Source organism: Brevibacillus sp. Leaf182 (assembly GCF_001423865.2).
Classification (GTDB): Bacteria; Bacillota; Bacilli; order Brevibacillales; family Brevibacillaceae; genus Brevibacillus; species Brevibacillus brevis_C.
Genome location: NZ_LMPN02000020.1, coordinates 76,821 through 94,881, shown reverse-complemented (window position 1 = coordinate 94,881; position 18,061 = coordinate 76,821). Strand labels below are relative to the sequence as shown.

The following is an 18,061-nucleotide window of genomic DNA, read 5'->3' as shown; positions in this document are numbered from 1 at the left end:
CTCATTCTAAAACGAATGATAACATGAGTAAAATTGATGTTTTTCATTTGGGAGATGAGTAAAAACTCATGACAATTGCTCGTTTCGAGGTTTTTACGAAAATCGTGGAGCTTGGAAGTTTTACGAGAGCCGCCGACCAGTTGAATATGACCCAATCAGCCGTAAGTCATGCTATCGCAAGTCTGGAGTCAGAATGGGGCGTTTCATTGTTCATTCGGGACAGAAAAAAAGGAGTCCTTCTTACAGAAATAGGACAGATGGCTTTGCCTCATATGCGAGAGATTTTGAATAGAATGGAAAAGATCAATCAAGAGGTAGCTTTAGCATCAAAAATTGAAGTAGGAACGATACGTATCGGTACGTTCGCCAGCGCTTCCGCTTGTCTATTGCCAAAAATTCTTTCAAAATTTCAGAAGAGGCATCCCAAGATAGAGTTTAAGTTTTATGAAGGTACCTATGAGGAAATTACGGAGTGGCTAAAAACTGGAGTAGTCGACATTGGATTTGTTGTGGAGCACAAGTCTCAAGCCGAGTTTGAAATGATTCCAATTAAGAAGGATAAAATGGTTGTAGCCTTTTCTGTCCATCATAAATTTAACGGACAAGAGAACATTTCAATTCAGGATTTAAAGGAAGAACCTTTTATTATGCCAACTGGAATGTATCAATCCCATGTGAATGAGATTTTTCAGGAAGCGAAGCTTAAGCCGTGTGTACGTTTTGAAGTACACGATTGTAACACCATCGCGAACATGGTAAAAGAAGGACTCGGGGTCACGATCGGCCCTGAATTATTTCTCAAATCACAGCCAAATATTCGAGTTGGGAATCTGAATGTATCGAACTGGAGAAATGTAGCGTTAGCCTGCCATTCCATTTCTGATGCTTCGCCTGCCGTAAAAGCGTTTCTTGCAGTGGCCAAGAGTGTTTTTGGGGACGAAGCATAGGCTCAGCAGGGGGAGTGGAAACTCTTTTCATCCCGAAGAAAATAAGTAACCGCCCATTGAGATTCCAACTCTGGCGGTTACTTGAGCATAAGTCTACTTAATGACTTCTAGTTTTGTTTTTGCTAGGGATTTACGCAATCTCTCTAGCCCATAAAAGTGATTTGAATTTTCGTGTTAAATCGATCGGTAACAACCCAGCCTGCTGGAATCTGTTGATTATACCTGATCCATAGCTTCGCTCCCTTTGGAGCTCTTTGAATACTCGTAATTTCAAATTTATCCGTCGTACTATCTGTAATGACCCATCCTTGAGGCATGATTTGATTGTTTCGTACCCACAGTTTATCTCCGTAACCTGCGCCTTGTGTATAAATCATTTGCAGGGAAGTACCACTGCCATCTATAACAGCCCATCCATCGGGAATTCGTTGGTTGTATTTGATCCATAGTGTTGATCTGTACGTAGCTCCAATCACGCATGTAATTTCGAATTGAGTACTAGTACTGTCGGTAATCACCCAGCCTTGTGGGACCAGTTGATTGTTCTTGATCCACATTTTCGCTCCATAAGAAGAGCTCGCTGTTAGGGATTGCTTTAGTGATGCATGGGATGAAATATTTTGTTCAGATGATTTCGAAAGCGTTGGTTCTGCAGCCTGAGTAGGAAGGGTGAAAGACAGCACAACGAAGAGAAGACCTAGACTTGAAGCCATACTTTTTTTTAGCATAAACAAACCACCTTTCTTTTAATTGTATCCATTATTTGTAATTTAAATCTTTTTTTAACAATCGTAAAGCGACGTTTTTGTGAAATGCTCTATTTTCACTGCCTTGTCACAAAAAGAAAAAGAGGGCACGAGACCCTCTTGCGAAAATGAGCTATACGTTAAAAAATTCTTTTGCAGTCTTGGTTGTAGCGCTAGCCACTTCCTCAGGGCTCAACTCCATACATTGTGCGACCGCGTGCAATATATGTCTCAAATACATTGGTTCATTTCGACCATCCACAGGCTTTTCTTTCAAATCACGAGGGGTTAAAAATGGCGCATCTGTTTCAATCATCAAACGATTCAAGGGAATTTTTTTGACAAGCTCCCGAAGATGTTTCCCACGTCGTTCATCACAAATCCATCCGGTAATCCCAATATGGAAGTCCATTTCTAAATAGGTTTCCAATTCCTTGGAGGTTCCGGTAAAGCAGTGTACAACCGCACGATTGATATTTTGACGATGCTCTTTGAGAATCGAGACAAAGTCAAGATGAGCGTCGCGTTCATGCAAAAACAACGGCAGTTGAAGTTCTGTGGCCAGGGAAATTTGTTCGATGAACCACTTTCTTTGAATATCACGCGGGGAGAAGTCACGGTTATAATCCAACCCGCACTCTCCAATCGCTACCACATGGGGAAGAGATGCCAGTTCTCTTAATTTCTTGATCGTCGATTCATCACAGCTTTTGGCATCGTGAGGATGAATCCCTGCCGTAGCGTACAGCTTTCCTTTGAAGCGACTCGCATATCGGGAGGCATCCATACTGTTTCTCAAGCTTGTTCCCGTCAAAATTAATGGGTAAATTCCTTGTTTTTCTGCTCTGGCAACGACCTCATCGCGGTCTTGTTGAAAGGAGCGGTGCATCAGGTTTACGCCTATATCGATGATCTGTGTATACAAGAGAATCAATCCTTCCTATGTAAGAGGTATGAGTACGTACTGATTTTCGCTAAAATTCCTATTTTTGGTTGTTTTTCATTATAGCTGATCGAGTTGTGATGTTCTAGAGACGAAAAAATCCTCTCTGCGGTGAAAGAGAGGACTCGTTTCTTTTTATTCTCATGAAGGAATGGCATCTAATGCTCGCCTTACTTTTCTTGCGAAAGCAAGAGGTTTATCGACTGCTTCAATATTTACATAAATCACGCGGGGACGATCGAATAACCATTCATTGCGGATAGACGAGACTATTATGCCTTGATTTCGAATGGCTGTAATGAATGGAGTGACTTCTTTCTGTAGGAATGCCGCTCTCCCTAAACAGAGGGCCTTACCCGTTTTGGGATTCAAGGATTCAAATGAAAAAGAAGACGTTACGCGAAATCTTTTTCCCAAAATGGTCGCTTTTATTTGATTTCGATTGATGGTCGAGACGCATTTTCCGCCAGCAAAGCCAGATTGCCCCCGGATAATTCTGGAGAACTGCTCACAAAGCGATACTTTTTTGGGCATTCCTCGTTTCCTCCCTGTTTTTGTCATCGTATGAAGACAGGTACAGGATGGAAACGGATGATGGCCTATTCTACGGGGGCTTCTCCTAACTAGTGCGTACATGATGAGGCATAGATTACCCACCCAATAGCCAGATTTGCCATGAAAGCCTTACACGTAAGACAGGCACGTAAAGCAGTTGGTCAATAGTTTTAGTCCACTCCTTTTAAGGATTCAATCATATTGATGTTGGTTATTTTTCTACGAAGTAGCAGATTGGACAGGATCGTAAGCAAGTAGGCAAGCATAACAGAAACCAACAGGATAGGAAGCGTTAATTGATCCGGGATTTGTTGATGGGTACTAGACAGTGCCTTGACAATCATGGAATAAACGTAGCCGCTTATTGGTAGAGCTACAAGGATCGCAAAGGTAGTGAGTATCATGTTTTCAAAAAAGATAAGTCTGTTTATTTTATGTTTTTGATAGCCTAATACCTTAAGTGTTGCAAGCTCGCGATTCCTTTCGTAAATGTTGATGGAAGAGATTGTGTAGATTGCGCCAAAAGAGAGGATGACGGCGCAAACAATAAACATGATAAAGACAAAATTGTTTTGTTTCAAAATATATTCAGCGGTTTTCTTTAGATCATTTCTATCTGCAAGGGCTTCTACTTGAGGATCTTGTTCAAAGAAGTTACGAATGCTACTAAGATCTACAGAGCTATTTGCTTGAACGAAAAGCGAGGTTGGACTGTAGTCTATGCCAAAGCTCATTAAATAGTCTGGTGTGATATAAAACGAAGGGTTCGAATACTGCGTAGATATATGTAAAACCTTCATTTCTACAGATTTATTTATAAGCTCTGGTGCTTTGAACGTTATATGGATGATATCTCCTGCTGAAATTTGATATTTGTCGGCATAAGATTTTGGTACCAGCACACCATTATTTTCTAACGTGATCCGATTATCATTGTCGTCAAAGAAATGAATGAGAGTGTTTTCTTTTTCCGTAACAACGAGAGTAGCATTATCTTTTTCATCACCGTTGATGAATTCAACAGGAAAGGTGGATAAATAATATTGATTTTTTATACCGGAGGGTAATTTTACCGTATCAGGAGATGTTCCCATCGCATAATCTACTCGCAAATCATACGTATAGACATCTTCAATTTGGCTAGCTACTTTTTGCAAGGCAGATTGAGTGCCAAAAGCCGTTATCAATAAGACGGTGCTTACAACAACACCAACTGAGCTTGCTAAAGCTTTTTGTTTATTGAGGAAAATATTTCTCAAAATGAGTTTGTAGCTATAGGAAATATGACTCCAAATACCCGGAATTCTCTCTATCAATAGTGTTTTCATCTTCTTTGGCGGTTTGGGACGCATAGCCTGAGCCGCACGTTCTTTTAACAGGGTTCTACCACTTAAGTAACACGCTAGGATACCAAAAGCACTGGAGAAAATAATGGGAGGAATGAAAGAATAAAAGGAAAGGGAATATGTAATGCCAGGCAGAGAGTAGGCTCTTGCACTCGATGCCGTTACCAATGGAACAAAAACGAGAGCGGCAATCGCACAACCGATGATTGAGCCTATGATACCTGCCAGTACAGGGTATCCCATGTAATGAAGCATGATGTTTCTGTTTTTGACACCTAAAGCCTTCATAATCCCTACTTGGTTTCTTTGCGAATCAATCATTCTCGACATGGTAAGAAACAGGATAATAGCTACAATCAAAAAGAGAACGAAAGGGATAACCATACTCATCAATTTATTATTTTGGATCGTTTCATTTATTTTCGAATAGCTGAAAGTCCGTTCTTTCCTGACTTGGTTTATATAAGAAAGATGTTTGGATTGTGCTTCAATGGATTGACCCAATTTATCAATATCGTAACCTTCTGTAGCATAGACCATGATTTCATTATAGGAAAGGCCCCCTAAGATTTCAGGGATGGTCTCTTCGGCAATATAAGCGACTCCGTAGGTTTTATGGTCTTGGATTTCGTTCTTTTTTGCATGTTCGACATTCTCACCCAAGCCGCTAATGGTAAATGTAAAATTTCTTTCATTCGTGCTAATACTGATTGCATCGCCGACTTGGAAAAGATGTTCTTTCGCATAGCGAGAATCTAATAAAATCTCATTCTTTTTTGCCGGGATTCTGCCCTCAATCATAGTAATCGTGTTTATTTCGTTTTTGACAGGGATGGAATGAATTTTCAAAGAAGTTTTTTCACCTTCAAAGGCTTGCTTGGCATCAAAGGTATAACGTCCTTCCATTTTTTTAATGCCTTCTGTTTCACTTAAAACAGCGACATCATTTTTGGAAATTTGATTGTAAAATACGTTTAGGTCACTTATGTTATGTTCTTGAAAATAACCTTCTGTATAAGCACGAAGATTATCGCTATACGTGACTAGCCCCCCATAGAAAAAGGCTCCTACTGCGATAACCAAAACAAAGGCGATAAATTGCCCGATCGATTGTCTGATATCCCTTCCTAATTTTAAAAATAACTTCATGATCACCACTCAATCCCTTCCACACTTTGCTTTTCACGATTAATGGTAACGCTTTCAATCATTCCGCTTTTTACCTTAATAATTTTGTCAGCCATAGGAGCAATGGCGGAATTGTGTGTGACCAATACGACGCACTTCTTCGTTTCTTTGTTCAAATCCTGGAGAAGCTTTAAGACGGATTTACCTGTCACATAATCCAATGCTCCAGTTGGTTCGTCACATAGTAACAGCAAAGGATTTTTGGCAACAGCTCGCGCGATTGCAACTCTTTGTTGTTCGCCACCAGAGAGCTGAGAAGGGAAGTTTTTTATACGATTTTGTAATCCAACTTTATGTAAAATCTCTTTCGCATCCAGATGGTTTTTACATACTTCCGTAGCAAACTCAACATTTTCGAGAGCGTTTAAATTCGGAATTAAGTTATAGAATTGAAAGACAAAGCCGACTTTCTCACCGCGGTATTGCGTTAATCTTTTTTCGTTGAATCTGGTGATTTCTTGATCGTCAACAAATACTTGACCTGAGGTAGCCGTATCCATTCCGCCTAGCAAATTCAAAATCGTACTTTTGCCAGCACCACTTGCACCCAAAATAACGACGAATTCTCCCTCAGCTATGGAAAAATCAACACCATTCAGTGCCTTGATTGGCACTTCTCCGATTTTGTATTCTTTCGTTACTTTTTTGAATTCGATTAACGTCTTCACGGATTACATCTCCTCGTAGCTTATTCTTGAAACTTATGTACCATAATATACCAACGGGGAGTAGTTACATCCCGCAGTCGATGTATTTTGACATCCGTCTCCAGTAGGAGTTTGATCTCGCATGTTCGAAAAAAACGCTACACGACCAGTATCGCCTTTACATTCGCCGACTATGACAAATAGCATTACACCTTGCTACGAAAAAACGGAGCAACCTCTAAAGGGCTACTCCGTGTCCATACGATTTCCTCACGAGAAACCAACGGGACTAACACCTCACATGTTTCCGTTTGAAGCCGAGCTGACCTTTACTTACTGCCTTTTGAATATTATCGAAAGCGTTTAGGAACTTGCTCTTTGCTTTGTCTTTTTGGACTTCTACAGGCCCTACTGTCTTCGCGATTTCGAACGCCTTATCGTGAAGTGGCAAATAAGAAGTCCCCACGGTGTAAATAAAATGATTCATAGCGTATTTCGTTCGTTCGGGAGAATCGTGAATCGTATTTTTCACAGTTTCAAGCATGTTGGCAATTTTGCTTTCGGAAAATTCACGATCTGGGCGATTACCCAAAAGCCAGCAGTAACAACTCCACCCAGCAGACATTCTGAGCTCTTCGCCGCTCGTGATCCAGTGATCGGCAACTTCTTGGGCAATATCTGCTTCAGACAAGGTTACTGCAACCACATAATCGGAGAGCATATAAAAATAAGCTGAATCCATCCACCGATCAAAATCTGCCTTGGTCATTGCTTTTGGGTCTGCGATCACACCGGCAAAGTACATAGCGTCGTAGTTCCCGGTAGCGTAAAGCTGCTCAGCCAAGGGTTGATTGATCTTGATTTTTCTTGCCATGGGCTTCATAGCGCCTGTAGCCACGCCAAAAAGTGGTTCGTGAGCACCATTGGATAGATAAATTTTCTTGGTTCGTTCCTTGCCGAGAGCTTCAAGCTCTTGCATGACTGTTTCTAAATCCATCGAATATCACTTCTTTCATTGTTTTCTCTACTATACAAACGCCAAAAAGGATTGACGATATTATTAGTGATTATTATAATAACTACCAAGAAACGTAGAGGTTATTATAATCATCACGAAAGACTAAAGTTAATATGAAAAGTGGTGGCTTTCTTTGGATGAAATCTATAAAGAGCTTCAGAAATTGGGATTTTCACAATATGAATGCAAAGCATATATCGGGCTTCTGAAGCAGTCGCCTATAACTGGATATGAGATTAGTAAAAGATCGGGTGTACCTCGTTCCATGATTTATGAAGTATTAGGGAAATTGTTAGATAAAGGAGCAGTTTATACGGTACCATCTGAGCCTTTGACCTACTCTCCTTTGCCAGCTAAAGAATTAATCACGCGATTGCGAAATTCCTTCGAGCAATCATTTGATTATCTTGAAAGAAATTTATCTGCATTAGAAAGTGAACAGCAAGTAGATGTAGTTCGACGCATTAGTAGTGATGAACTGGTCATCACAGAAATGGTCGACATGATAAACAAAGCCCGGGAAGAACTATGGTTATCGATTTGGCAACCACAGATTTCTTTTATTAAACAGGATGTAGATAAGCGTGTAGAAGAGGGTGTTCCTGTATTTTCCATTCTGTTTGGAGCACCCGATACCGAGATAGGCGCAACCACTCATCATGATTACATGTCTCCTAAAGTAGCAGAGGAACGTATGAGTGGTCGTTTAACGATTGTCTCCCGGGACAATGAAGAAGTATTAATAGCAAATTTCGCTCCAAATACTGCTGCATGGGCTATAAAAACACAAGACCCAGCACTTGTATTAGTAGCAATGGAGTACATCAGGCACGACATTATGTTTGCGCAATTAGTTAAGGAAATTGGCTCCGAGAAAGCGGAAGCTCTCTGGATTAACCATCCTGACCTGTTCCACGTAGTTACAGGAAAACGGTTCAAGTAATTTGAACCGTATTTTCTTTCACTTTTTCATAGTAGTTATCATAATAACTCCCTGAATATAAATCAGGATAAGGAGGGATAAAATGGGTCTAGCGAATGACCAAATCGAAACGGTGGCAGATTCAAGAGATAAGGATACTTTTCTCCAAGGTGTAAAGGATTGTGTCCCTACGTTGCTGGGTTATTTAAGTATTGGATTCGCTGCTGGTGTTATCGAAAGGACAGCCGGTCTTAGTATAGCTGAGATAGCCTTGATTAGTTTAATTCTTTATGCTGGCTCAGCCCAATTCATCGCTGCCGGAATGATGGCAGCAAGCAGTTCGATTACCACCATTATTATTACGATTTTCTTTGTTAATCTGCGGCATCTTTTACTTAGTGCAGCCCTGGCACCATATTTTCGGCATCTTTCGCCGCTTAGGAACATGCTAGTAGGGTCACTACTTACCGATGAGTCGTTTGGTGTTGCCATCAACGAAGCTGCAAAAAAGAACTACATTAGTGAAAAATGGATGCACGGTCTAAATATAACGGCCTATCTAAACTGGTGCGCAGCCAATATAGCCGGAGCATTCTTCGGACAATGGATTTCAAATCCTGAAACATTAGGTTTGGATTTTGCTTTGACCGCGATGTTTATTGGACTTCTGGTACTTTCGATGTTAAGTCGAAAGAAAATGAAACGTGATGTGGTTGTTGCGATAATCGCGGTTGTTATTGCTGTGGGAACCAGTTCCATGTTGTCTGGCAGTATGGGAGTTATCGTCGCGACAATTTTGGCTTCAACGATAGGGATGGTGATGGAAAAATGGAAGTAAGATTGGATGTTTTTTTGATGATTGTAGGAACAGCTCTTGTTACATTCATCCCTAGAGTCCTTCCTCTTATGGTACTGAGTCGTTTTCAATTACCGGAGTGGGCAACACGATGGTTAAGCTATGTCCCCATATCTGTTATGGCTGCTCTAGTAGCTCAAGAAATATTTAAAAATGGTGAAAAGGTTTCTCTTTCTATTAATAATGTTGAACTTTTAGCAGCCATACCAACCTTTTTCATTGCGATAAAAACACGTAGTTTATTGGTAACTGTACTCGCAGGCATTATTGTCGTGATGGTATTACGTTTTTTGTTTCCATCTTGATCGCTTCAAGATGTTCATATGATTTCCGTTTTCTTTCCTGACCATAACTGTCAGTGGAGTTGTTTTACAATTCATTTGTACATGACTTTACAGGGAGGGAATCACTTTGAAGGAAGTGTTGATTTTTATTACGGATGGTTTTGCGGATTGGGAGGCAAGTTACGTCAGTTCAGAGCTGAACAAACCTGGTACAGGATATCGTGTAAAGACAATCGCCATTGATCAGGAACCTAAAGTTTCGATGGGTGGTTTAACGGTCCTTCCCGATTATAGCGTAAACGAATTCAATCCAAATGTAGATATCGCCATGTTAATCATACCTGGCGGAACGGGATGGAGAGAAGAAAAGAATCAGCAAGCAAAAGTAATGGTTGAGTACTGTGTGAGCAGAGATATTCCTGTCGCTGCCATCTGTGATGCTACGACTTTTTTAGGGAATCACGGATTTTTGGACAATCATAGACATACAGGCAATACGTTAGCTTATTTGAAGGAAGGAGCTCCGAACTACAGAGGAGATCAACATTATGTAGAGGGTCAGTCAATCTGGGACGAGAATCTCATCACTGCGAATGGAAGCGGTGCATTGGAGTTTTCAAGGCATATTTTGGAGAGATTGGGCGTAATAGAAGGCGATGAATTGAATCAATGGTACGAATTATTTAAAAAGGGCTACTTTCCCTCCTAATAGTTAGGCTTGATAGGAAAGCACGAAGGCATACATGCTTGGGTGCTTTCCTATTTTATTCAGATCAGTGAGAACAACCCTGACACGATATGCCCCCATCAATTGAAAAGCCGAAGACCTGAATCGAAAAGAGTCTCCCGTTCATAATGTACTTAGTCGTAATTCATAAAAATACTGCACAATTGGATGCTTTAACTTCATCTTCTCGGTCATATTTAAAATCCTCTTTTTTCCGACCCTTCTGTCCACCAAGGCAAGAATATTCAATAAGATATCATTGCTCTCTATGCTTTCCTCTATAGAAGTAGATAAAAACCGATTAGCCACAACGATAAAATTTGATTTACTTAATGATGCCTGTGCTGACAAAAGCTCTTTTGCATATTCTGATATTTTTCTATTTCTTGCCATTACTTTTAGACGATCCTCCGGAACGATCCCCTTGGTATCTTTTCTGACTGCTTCAATTTCTTCATTGTAGATAGGAATTTGGATATCTGAATCATTCTTAATTTCCTGCTCCGTCTGATACCATCTGATTGAGCTAGTTGTATCACTCATATTAAGTACGTTCTTTTTATCTACGGCAATATAACAAATTCCGGATTTATCAGGTAAATAACGGTAACCCGTTGCACGGTATTCGACCCTTCCATTTAGCGCAGGACAGAGAAAGCTCTCCAGTTGTTTTTTCAATTTACTCCAGGACATGTATCCTCCTATGTTCATCATCTAACTTTGTAGCGATTTTACATGATTAGTTCCTGCTCGTGAACCTTCTAAAGCTACGATTTCTACTTAATCAATATTCTTCCTCTCCGTTTCTGTTACATTCTGCAGAAAATCAAGTTAGAAGCAACAAAGGTTTCATATAGACTAATGTAAAAAAGAGCGGTTTTCCACCCTTCTTTGCTATTTATATAATATGGTAGAATAATGAAATCATATAAATTTTTCGAAATCTCTATAAATACAAATTCGAAAAAAGATGAGCTCATCTTTCAGAACTTCGTCATTGAAGGTAGCCATTCAAGGGGGAGAACGATGTACACATATTTAGAGTTTGAAAATAAAATGGTTGATGAATTAGTGGAATTTTTAACATCAGAAACATGGAGTTTTCATGGACAGGAGAATCCTACTGAGAAGTCTATAAGAGAAAATGTAGCAAACGGAAATTATAACGAAAACGGGAACCAAACATTTTGGATCATGGATAATCAAACAAAAATTGGTTTAATAAGAGTTTTTGATTTAGAAGATCCCATATGTTTATTCGATTTGCGATTGAAAGAAAAGTTTAGAGGCAAAGGAATAGCAAAGGATGTCCTTAATTGGTTAAGTACTTATGTATTCAATAATTACACTCATATTATTAGAATCGAAGGTCATACCAGATATGATAATTTTGCGATGAGAAAAACGTTCTTTAATAGCGGATTTGTAAAAGAATCTTATAACCGTAGATCCTGGAGACAAAGCGGACAATTATTTGATTCTGTTGGGTATGCAATGATAAGAGAAGACTGGGAGAACAATACCAAAACAATAGTAGAAGATACCTTTCCATACTAACTTTAAAGGAAGCATAGATGAAGAAAGATTCTGAAATATAGCAAAAGAGAGTTGAACTTCAGAATAGACATGATAAAAAAGAGGCTAAGTCTGTAGGTCATGGAAGTCAACCTAAAAACGTAGCCTCTTGATTTTTAGATTATCTAATATCTAAGCGTGCTCTTATCAAAAGATATTCTTTTCGAGCCATTTTCCATAAATATTCAAATCTTCTTCTGTGTGAAAATAATGCTCGGAAGCATTTGAAACAGCAAGATCACAATTAAATTTTGTGATAAATGTTGATAAGACATCATACTCGCACAGTTCGTCTTTTTTTCCATATAAAATTGAAGTTGGAGAATCCCATTTGATGATTGGATTCTTGATAACATACTGGTAATAATCCCAATATAGGATTTGACCAATAGGTGTAGATATTTCTTTTTCTCTGCACAGATGTTCTTCTGTAATATCAAACCATTTCATCATATTTTGAATCAGTCGGCTCATGTCTAAAACAGGAGAAAGAAATAGGCTTTGCTTTAAAACTTCATCTTTATAAGCTAACAAGCTAAAATATGCTCCCATACTATTTGCCCATAGGCTGATAGTATTTGATTTCGTGTGTGCAAATTCTAAAACCTTCTTCAAATCAGAAACGCAGTTTTGCACTTTACAAAGCTTAGAACTATTTTTTCTATCGCCGTGTTCAGGCAAATCAAAACTGAGCACTTGATAGCCCAATGGAACAACTTTTTCGGCTAGAATACGAATCGGAATATCTGATTTTGAGGACATATTGCCATGTACAGCAATAAATATTTTCGTGCTGTCGTTTCCCCACAAAATAGCAGGAATATCATCTATTAAAATATTTTCTTTTAACATATATCCTCCAAATTATTGAGGTGTAACCTTACCATAGGTAGTTGTAGATTATTTTGTTACGCAGATTATATCCTTTATTTGGGGCCTACACGTCCCTCACCAGTAAAGCCACCGACTCCACATGCGCCGTATGCGGGAACATATCCACCGGCTGCACACTCTTCAACTCATACCGCTGCATCAGCTTCCCAACATCCTTCGCCAATGTAGAAGGATTACAAGACACATACACAATCTTCTTCGGCTGCACAGCCAACAAGGAACGAATCAGCGCATCATCCAGCCCAGTCCGCGGCGGATCGACTACGACGACATCCGGCCGAGTCCCTTGTTTGGCCCATTTCGGCATCAAGACCTCGGCACGACCCACGTAAAAGCTGGCATTCGACGCTTGGTTACGCTCTGCATTGCGATTGGCATCCTCGACAGCCTCAGGAATCAGCTCGATTCCACGAACCTCGCGGGCGTAAGGAGCGAGCCACAAACCAATCGTCCCTGTACCACAATACAAATCGAGCACGAGTTCTTTTCCAGTCAGTCCAGCAGCCGCCTTTACCTGATTGTACAGTTTTTGCGTCTGCTCGGGATTCAATTGGAAGAAGGCACGAGCAGACAAGTCGAAGGACAGCTCTCCCAGCTTTTCAGCGATGGAGGCTTTGCCCCACAACGACACTGTCTTGTCCCCGAAAACAAGCGATGTTTTTTGCGTGTTTACGTTTTGCGCGATACCTACAAGCTCAGGCAGCCGCGTACGCAGCTCCAAAAGAAGCTCTTTCACCCGTGGGATTTCTGGGGTAGCCGTTACAAGCGTTAATTGCGTTTCACCCGTTGCAAAAGCGACACGAGCTACGATTGTGCGGATGACGCCCGTCCGTTTTTTCTCGTCGTAGACCGGAATTCCGAGCTCCTCGATGATTTGCTTCGCTGTTTGGACGATTTTCGTTGTCGCTTCATGCTGCACCTGACAGCCTTCCAGGTTGACGAGCTTGTGGCTGCCTGTTTGATACAGTCCAGCGATGAGCTTGCCGTTTTCCTTGCCCACCTGAAACTGTGCTTTATTTCGATACGACCACGGGTTATCCATACCAATCGTAGGGGAGACAGGTGGCTGATTCAGTCGAGCATACTTGCGCAGTGACTCGATGACGATTTCCTGCTTGCTCGCGAGCTGTGCGGCATAATCCATGTGCTGCAAGCTGCATCCGCCACACTCCGCATAGACTGGACAGGGGGGCTTCGTGCGAGATGCTGATTTTTCAACAACTCGTAAAAGACGCGCGGTCGCGTATTTTTCTCTTGCCTCGGTCACCTCTGCATGGACGACCTCGCCGGGGAGGGCACCCTCTACAAAAACGATTTTTCTTTTAAAATAGCCGATCCCTTCGCCATTAATGCCCAAGCTCTTAATCGTGAGCGTCATTTGCTGGCCGACACGGATGCTGGCGTCTTGTTCTTTTTTATGCGTTGTCATCTGTTCCGTTCTCCTCAAGCAATTCAGTATTTCCCTATTATAGAGCATTACGAGAGACGTTGCATGTATGCGAGACATTCACGGGTGCCAGTCAGATAATGGCAACTTCCTGTCCAGCTTTGTTTTTGTTATAATAGAGGTTGTTCAAAAAGTCGTCTTTTGATCACGAAGTAGTTCTGAGGGCTGATGCGACATCGAAAGAGGCGTTCACCTTTGAAGTCCGGTGCTTATGTAGGTTCCCCTACACTCGGATCCTCCTTCTTCAGGTTCTCGCCACTTTCTCGGTGCTGAAAAGACGACTTTTTGAACGGGTATGAAATAGTGCGGAGAATAATGAGGGAGTTGTGACGCTAGATGCAAGATCTATTTGAAAAAATGAAAGAATATCTCAACATGGATACTGAGATTTCTTTTGACGAGTTTGATGGCTACTACAAAAAGGTAACTGCGTTTCTCAACGATAGCTGGCAGACGCTGAACGAGGAAGATACAATGCACATGCTGTTCATCCTCGACAACCTCAAGTCAAACGGTGAAGATCGCTCCAAGCGCAAAGTGAAGGAAGCGAAAAAATACGCAAAAATGGCGCAACGCACTGAGATTTGGGCGAATGCACTGATCGGCCGTCTGCGTGAGGCTGGTTTGACAGATGAAGAAATCGGCAAGCGTTACGAAGCGATTTACGAAGCAGTTTAGGATGTAGCAAATAGAAAAACGGGTACCGTTTTGAGTGTAATCGCTCGAAAGGGAACCCGTTTTTTTGTGTTACGATGTGGCTAGTTGTTACCATCATCCTCATCTTCTTGGTAGCGTTTTGCATATAATCGTTCCTTTGATTTCAGCTTTTTTTCCTCACGTTGTTCATCATCCGAGCTGAAATCATCTTCACGTTTAGGAGACATATAATCGATAATTGCTTGATCTCTAGCAGTCAGATCATCGTAGTCCATTTCCTCATCGAAATAATCCTGATAACGAGCTACCTGTACGCGCCCCGCATCAGCGCTTTGTATGAATTCAAAATCTCGTAAGAAATCATCAAAAGTGGCTTCTTCGTCGATGATTTGCCTTAGGAGTGAACGATAAATTTTGCTTGCGCCTTGTTTTCGCCATTCTTCCGCGAGATTGACGGTTGTGCTTAACATAGCGGCAGCTCGTTTTTGTAGGTCGGAATCCAATAGACTCAGATCTTCATTGAGCAGGGCTTCCGCCAGAGTAGCATCGTCTTTTGAGTTATTTTTCCCGTCTCGTAAGCCCCTGATAAAATCCTTGTAAGTAGTCCCAAGTTTCGCGCCTCCAAAATCCTCTTCCTTGGACGTAAGATAGGGGGCGCTGCGATTATGCCTAGCAGCTACTGGCCCAAATCCACTGTCTATGGACAGATTGGTCGTTTGAGCAGAAGTCCAGTTTTGATAGAATGGGAGAATTTTGGAGGTTGTAACAGAATCATCGTAAGGCTGGACGATCAGTTCACCTCCAATATTAGAAACTTCCTCGTATTTTTGTCTGGTTTCAGAATGTAAGTAGAGTTGTTTGCCGGAAGAAGAAAACTCCCCCGTCAACGTTTTTAGATTGACCTTGCTAGGTGAACCTGGTACCGTCGCCCAAACCCCCTGAATCGGTTTGCTGGCTGGCGGCGAAATAGCTGCAAGTGCTTGATAATCGGTAGTATCAGACAGAGGTTCCCCCTGCTGCAACGCTTTTGCCCCCATCTGATCGGCTTCGGACTCCAGCCCCACCTCATCATTGACGGAAACACCCACATCTTGCATTTGCAGCGTAGGCTTTACACGTCCCTGCATTTGTTGGACGATATGCCAGCCTTCATGGGGAAGATGATGCTCCTGCCCCGGCCCGAGGTGGATATCGGTACCTTGGGCATAAGCCAGCGCCCCGATCTGCTCCGGTTTATCCGACTGATAGTGTACTTTTACATCAGACAAATCAATTCCAGAAAGTTTTTCCAAGCCAGATTTCAGCGTATCTGGCATGCCTGTTTCATTTTTCTTAGGCTGAATCACTTTTTTTCGAAGCAATTGCAGGACTGCTTGATTGCCTATGCTTTGTTGGAGCTGCATGACCTGTGCAGGTGGGAGTGCGTCTCTCGATGCCAAAGAGAGAAGATTTGCTTGCTTTTGTCCCGGAAAAGTTTTTTGCTGCGCAGTTGTCTCGTTAGAGGAGTGAAGTTTTTCACGGCTGTAGCTTCTCAAAAAGGTCACCTCCGATCGAATGCTTGTGTATCCATTCGGATTTTTGCTATTACTTTCCTGCCAAATAACAAGAAGATTGACAACTTGTGGGTTTCGGCGTAGAATGTTTAACTAATTCGAATAGTTCGTATGTATCAGCGTTGAAAAGGAAGAGTAGAAACAGTAAGCAGCGTGCAGAGAGCCGTTCCCTGTGCTGAAAGAATGGCCGCCAGCCTGTTTTGAAAATCACCTTGGAGCATTGTCCTGGAAAATCAGCTTGTCTAGCCAGTGAGTATAGGACAACGAATTCGTCCTCGTTATCGGACGGGAGTTTCATAGTGAACTTCCTAAGTCTGTTTTTCGTGAGGAAGACAGAGAAGCTGAGTGGTACCGCGATGCCCTCGTCTCAGCCAGCCGTGCGCAACTTGTGCGTAGCTGGTTTGGGGCGGGGGCTTTTTGATTTGGTCTGGTCCCTACAACAACAGAGAAGTTACTGAGGAGGAACATATATATGCATACGGTCAGAGTGGAAGACATCGTAGTAGCCAATCACGCATTGAAAGACGTGGTGGAGAAGACGCCCTTGCAAAAAAACAAAGTACTTTCAGAGCGCTACGGCTGCAACGTGTATTTGAAAAGAGAAGACTTGCAGGTCGTTCGTTCCTTCAAAATCCGCGGTGCTTATCATTTTATGCGGAATCTTTCCACAATGGAGCGAGAGCGTGGTGTCGTCTGTGCAAGTGCGGGCAACCATGCGCAGGGTGTAGCCTATTCGTGTAACCATTTGGAAATCAAGGGCACGATCTTTATGCCAGCGACCACCCCGCGTCAAAAAATATCGCAGGTCAAGCTGTTTGGCGGCTCCTATGTAGAAGTTGTATTGATCGGTGACACCTTCGATGATTCATTTGCAGAGGCGATGAAGTATTGCATTCAGGAAGATCGGACCTTTGTCCATCCGTTTGACGATCCATTAGTGGTGGCTGGACAAGGAACAGTCGGTCTGGAGATTATGAATGACATGGAAGAACCAGCTGATTTCGTCTTTATGAGTATCGGCGGAGGTGGATTGGCAGCGGGTGTGGGAACGTACGTAAAAGGCATCAGCCCGAACACACAGATCATTGGTGTGGAGCCGGCAGGAGCAGCTTCGATGCAAGCCGCTTTGGAGAAAAACGACGTCGTCACCTTAGATGAAATTGACAAGTTTGTCGATGGGGCAGCCGTCAAGCAAGTGGGGCAGCTAACGATGAGTATTTGTCAGGAGCTGCTGGATGACATCGTGCTGGTGCCAGAAGGCAGGGTGTGCACAACCATTTTGGAGTTGTATAACAGCAATGCCATCGTCGTAGAACCTGCGGGTGCCTTGTCGATTGCCGCTCTCGATTACTATCGGGATCAAATCGCCGGGAAAAACGTAGTGTGTGTCATCAGCGGTGGAAACAACGATATTGACCGGATGCAAGAGATCAAGGAGCGCTCCCTGCTGCATGAGGGCTTGAAGCACTATTTTGTCATCAATTTCCCACAGCGTGCCGGAGCTTTGCGAGAGTTTATGGAAAAAGTACTGGGGCCGCACGATGATATCACGCGCTTTGAGTATACGAAAAAGAACAACAAAGAAAATGGTCCAGCGCTGGTTGGTATTGAAATGAAATGCAAAGATGACTATCAGCCATTAGTCAGTCGGATGAAGCAGCACAGTATCCGCTATGTAGAGATTACACATGATCCGTATTTGTTCAATCTGCTGATTTAGGTCTTTGTGTTACAACAGATGCGGAATTTGCGAAAA

18 protein-coding genes and 1 other annotated feature are annotated in these 18,061 nt (G+C 42.0%); of the genes, 8 read left to right on the top strand and 10 right to left on the bottom strand.

The window, feature by feature from the left end; translation table 11 throughout:
- The first annotated feature begins 68 nt into the window (after nucleotides 1-68).
- A complete protein-coding gene (locus ASG16_RS10920) occupies nucleotides 69-947 on the top strand; it encodes a LysR family transcriptional regulator (protein WP_056490287.1) in 879 nt (292 codons plus the stop codon).
- Between the two features lie 143 nt (nucleotides 948-1,090).
- Here the strand turns inward: ASG16_RS10920 and ASG16_RS10915 are convergent, their stop codons facing one another.
- The 6 genes from ASG16_RS10915 to ASG16_RS10890 form a co-directional block, all read right to left on the bottom strand.
- Nucleotides 1,091-1,675, bottom strand: a complete 585-nt coding sequence (locus tag ASG16_RS10915; RefSeq protein WP_056490284.1) for a hypothetical protein — start codon at nucleotides 1,673-1,675, stop codon at nucleotides 1,091-1,093.
- Nucleotides 1,676-1,826: 151 nt separating this feature from the next.
- Nucleotides 1,827-2,627, bottom strand: coding sequence for a TatD family hydrolase (locus ASG16_RS10910; RefSeq protein ID WP_082517229.1), 801 nt, complete (start codon nucleotides 2,625-2,627; stop codon nucleotides 1,827-1,829).
- 150 nt (nucleotides 2,628-2,777) lie between these two features.
- Nucleotides 2,778-3,170, bottom strand: a complete 393-nt coding sequence (locus tag ASG16_RS10905) for a DUF1259 domain-containing protein (RefSeq protein WP_056490281.1) — start codon at nucleotides 3,168-3,170, stop codon at nucleotides 2,778-2,780.
- Nucleotides 3,171-3,361: 191 nt separating this feature from the next.
- Entirely contained in the window at nucleotides 3,362-5,686 is a 2,325-nt protein-coding gene (locus ASG16_RS10900) for an ABC transporter permease (protein ID WP_056490809.1), read from the bottom strand.
- A gap of 2 nt (nucleotides 5,687-5,688) precedes the next feature.
- Nucleotides 5,689-6,393, bottom strand: a complete 705-nt coding sequence (locus tag ASG16_RS10895; protein WP_056490278.1) for an ABC transporter ATP-binding protein — start codon at nucleotides 6,391-6,393, stop codon at nucleotides 5,689-5,691.
- Between the two features lie 268 nt (nucleotides 6,394-6,661).
- Nucleotides 6,662-7,369 carry a DNA alkylation repair protein gene (locus tag ASG16_RS10890; protein ID WP_056490275.1) on the bottom strand — a complete coding sequence of 236 codons (708 nt, stop codon included), beginning with the start codon at nucleotides 7,367-7,369 and terminating at the stop codon, nucleotides 6,662-6,664.
- 154 nt (nucleotides 7,370-7,523) lie between these two features.
- On the opposite strand from ASG16_RS10890, the gene ASG16_RS10885 reads away from it, so the two are divergent.
- From ASG16_RS10885 to ASG16_RS10870, 4 genes are all read left to right on the top strand, one after another.
- On the top strand, nucleotides 7,524-8,333 hold the full coding sequence (locus ASG16_RS10885) for a TrmB family transcriptional regulator (RefSeq protein ID WP_056490272.1): 810 nt from the start codon (nucleotides 7,524-7,526) through the stop codon (nucleotides 8,331-8,333).
- An 82-nt stretch (nucleotides 8,334-8,415) separates the two neighbouring features.
- Complete coding sequence (locus tag ASG16_RS10880) at nucleotides 8,416-9,150, top strand: AzlC family ABC transporter permease (protein WP_056490269.1); 735 nt, start codon at nucleotides 8,416-8,418, stop codon at nucleotides 9,148-9,150.
- Nucleotides 9,141-9,473, top strand: a complete 333-nt coding sequence (locus ASG16_RS10875) for a branched-chain amino acid transport AzlD family protein (protein WP_056490266.1) — start codon at nucleotides 9,141-9,143, stop codon at nucleotides 9,471-9,473. The genes ASG16_RS10880 and ASG16_RS10875 overlap by 10 nt, the downstream gene beginning before the upstream one ends.
- 106 nt (nucleotides 9,474-9,579) lie before the next feature.
- Nucleotides 9,580-10,161, top strand: a complete 582-nt coding sequence (locus tag ASG16_RS10870; RefSeq protein WP_056490262.1) for a type 1 glutamine amidotransferase family protein — start codon at nucleotides 9,580-9,582, stop codon at nucleotides 10,159-10,161.
- A 141-nt stretch (nucleotides 10,162-10,302) separates the two neighbouring features.
- Here the strand turns inward: ASG16_RS10870 and ASG16_RS10865 are convergent, their stop codons facing one another.
- Nucleotides 10,303-10,872 carry an SF0329 family protein gene (locus ASG16_RS10865; RefSeq protein ID WP_056490259.1) on the bottom strand — a complete coding sequence of 190 codons (570 nt, stop codon included), beginning with the start codon at nucleotides 10,870-10,872 and terminating at the stop codon, nucleotides 10,303-10,305.
- A 333-nt stretch (nucleotides 10,873-11,205) separates the two neighbouring features.
- On the opposite strand from ASG16_RS10865, the gene ASG16_RS10860 reads away from it, so the two are divergent.
- Complete coding sequence (locus ASG16_RS10860) at nucleotides 11,206-11,736, top strand: GNAT family N-acetyltransferase (protein ID WP_056490256.1); 531 nt, start codon at nucleotides 11,206-11,208, stop codon at nucleotides 11,734-11,736.
- A gap of 165 nt (nucleotides 11,737-11,901) precedes the next feature.
- On the opposite strand, the gene ASG16_RS10855 is transcribed toward ASG16_RS10860, so the two are convergent.
- On the bottom strand, nucleotides 11,902-12,606 hold the full coding sequence (locus ASG16_RS10855; protein ID WP_056490253.1) for an alpha/beta hydrolase: 705 nt from the start codon (nucleotides 12,604-12,606) through the stop codon (nucleotides 11,902-11,904).
- Nucleotides 12,607-12,691: 85 nt separating this feature from the next.
- On the bottom strand, nucleotides 12,692-14,077 hold the full coding sequence (gene rlmD / locus ASG16_RS10850) for a 23S rRNA (uracil(1939)-C(5))-methyltransferase RlmD (protein ID WP_056490250.1): 1,386 nt from the start codon (nucleotides 14,075-14,077) through the stop codon (nucleotides 12,692-12,694).
- 354 nt (nucleotides 14,078-14,431) lie between these two features.
- Between rlmD and ASG16_RS10845 the strand changes: the two genes are divergently transcribed.
- On the top strand, nucleotides 14,432-14,773 hold the full coding sequence (locus ASG16_RS10845) for a hypothetical protein (protein WP_048031397.1): 342 nt from the start codon (nucleotides 14,432-14,434) through the stop codon (nucleotides 14,771-14,773).
- 80 nt (nucleotides 14,774-14,853) lie between these two features.
- On the opposite strand, the gene ASG16_RS10840 is transcribed toward ASG16_RS10845, so the two are convergent.
- Nucleotides 14,854-16,287 (bottom strand): eCIS core domain-containing protein, encoded by a 1,434-nt coding sequence (locus ASG16_RS10840; RefSeq protein WP_056490247.1) that lies wholly within the window; start codon nucleotides 16,285-16,287, stop codon nucleotides 14,854-14,856.
- Nucleotides 16,288-16,418: 131 nt separating this feature from the next.
- Nucleotides 16,419-16,678, top strand: a binding site (T-box leader).
- A gap of 99 nt (nucleotides 16,679-16,777) precedes the next feature.
- On the opposite strand from ASG16_RS10840, the gene ilvA reads away from it, so the two are divergent.
- Nucleotides 16,778-18,025: a threonine ammonia-lyase IlvA gene (gene ilvA / locus ASG16_RS10835; protein WP_056490244.1), complete on the top strand. Its 1,248-nt coding sequence runs from the start codon at nucleotides 16,778-16,780 to the stop codon at nucleotides 18,023-18,025.
- Nucleotides 18,026-18,061: the final 36 nt, after the last annotated feature.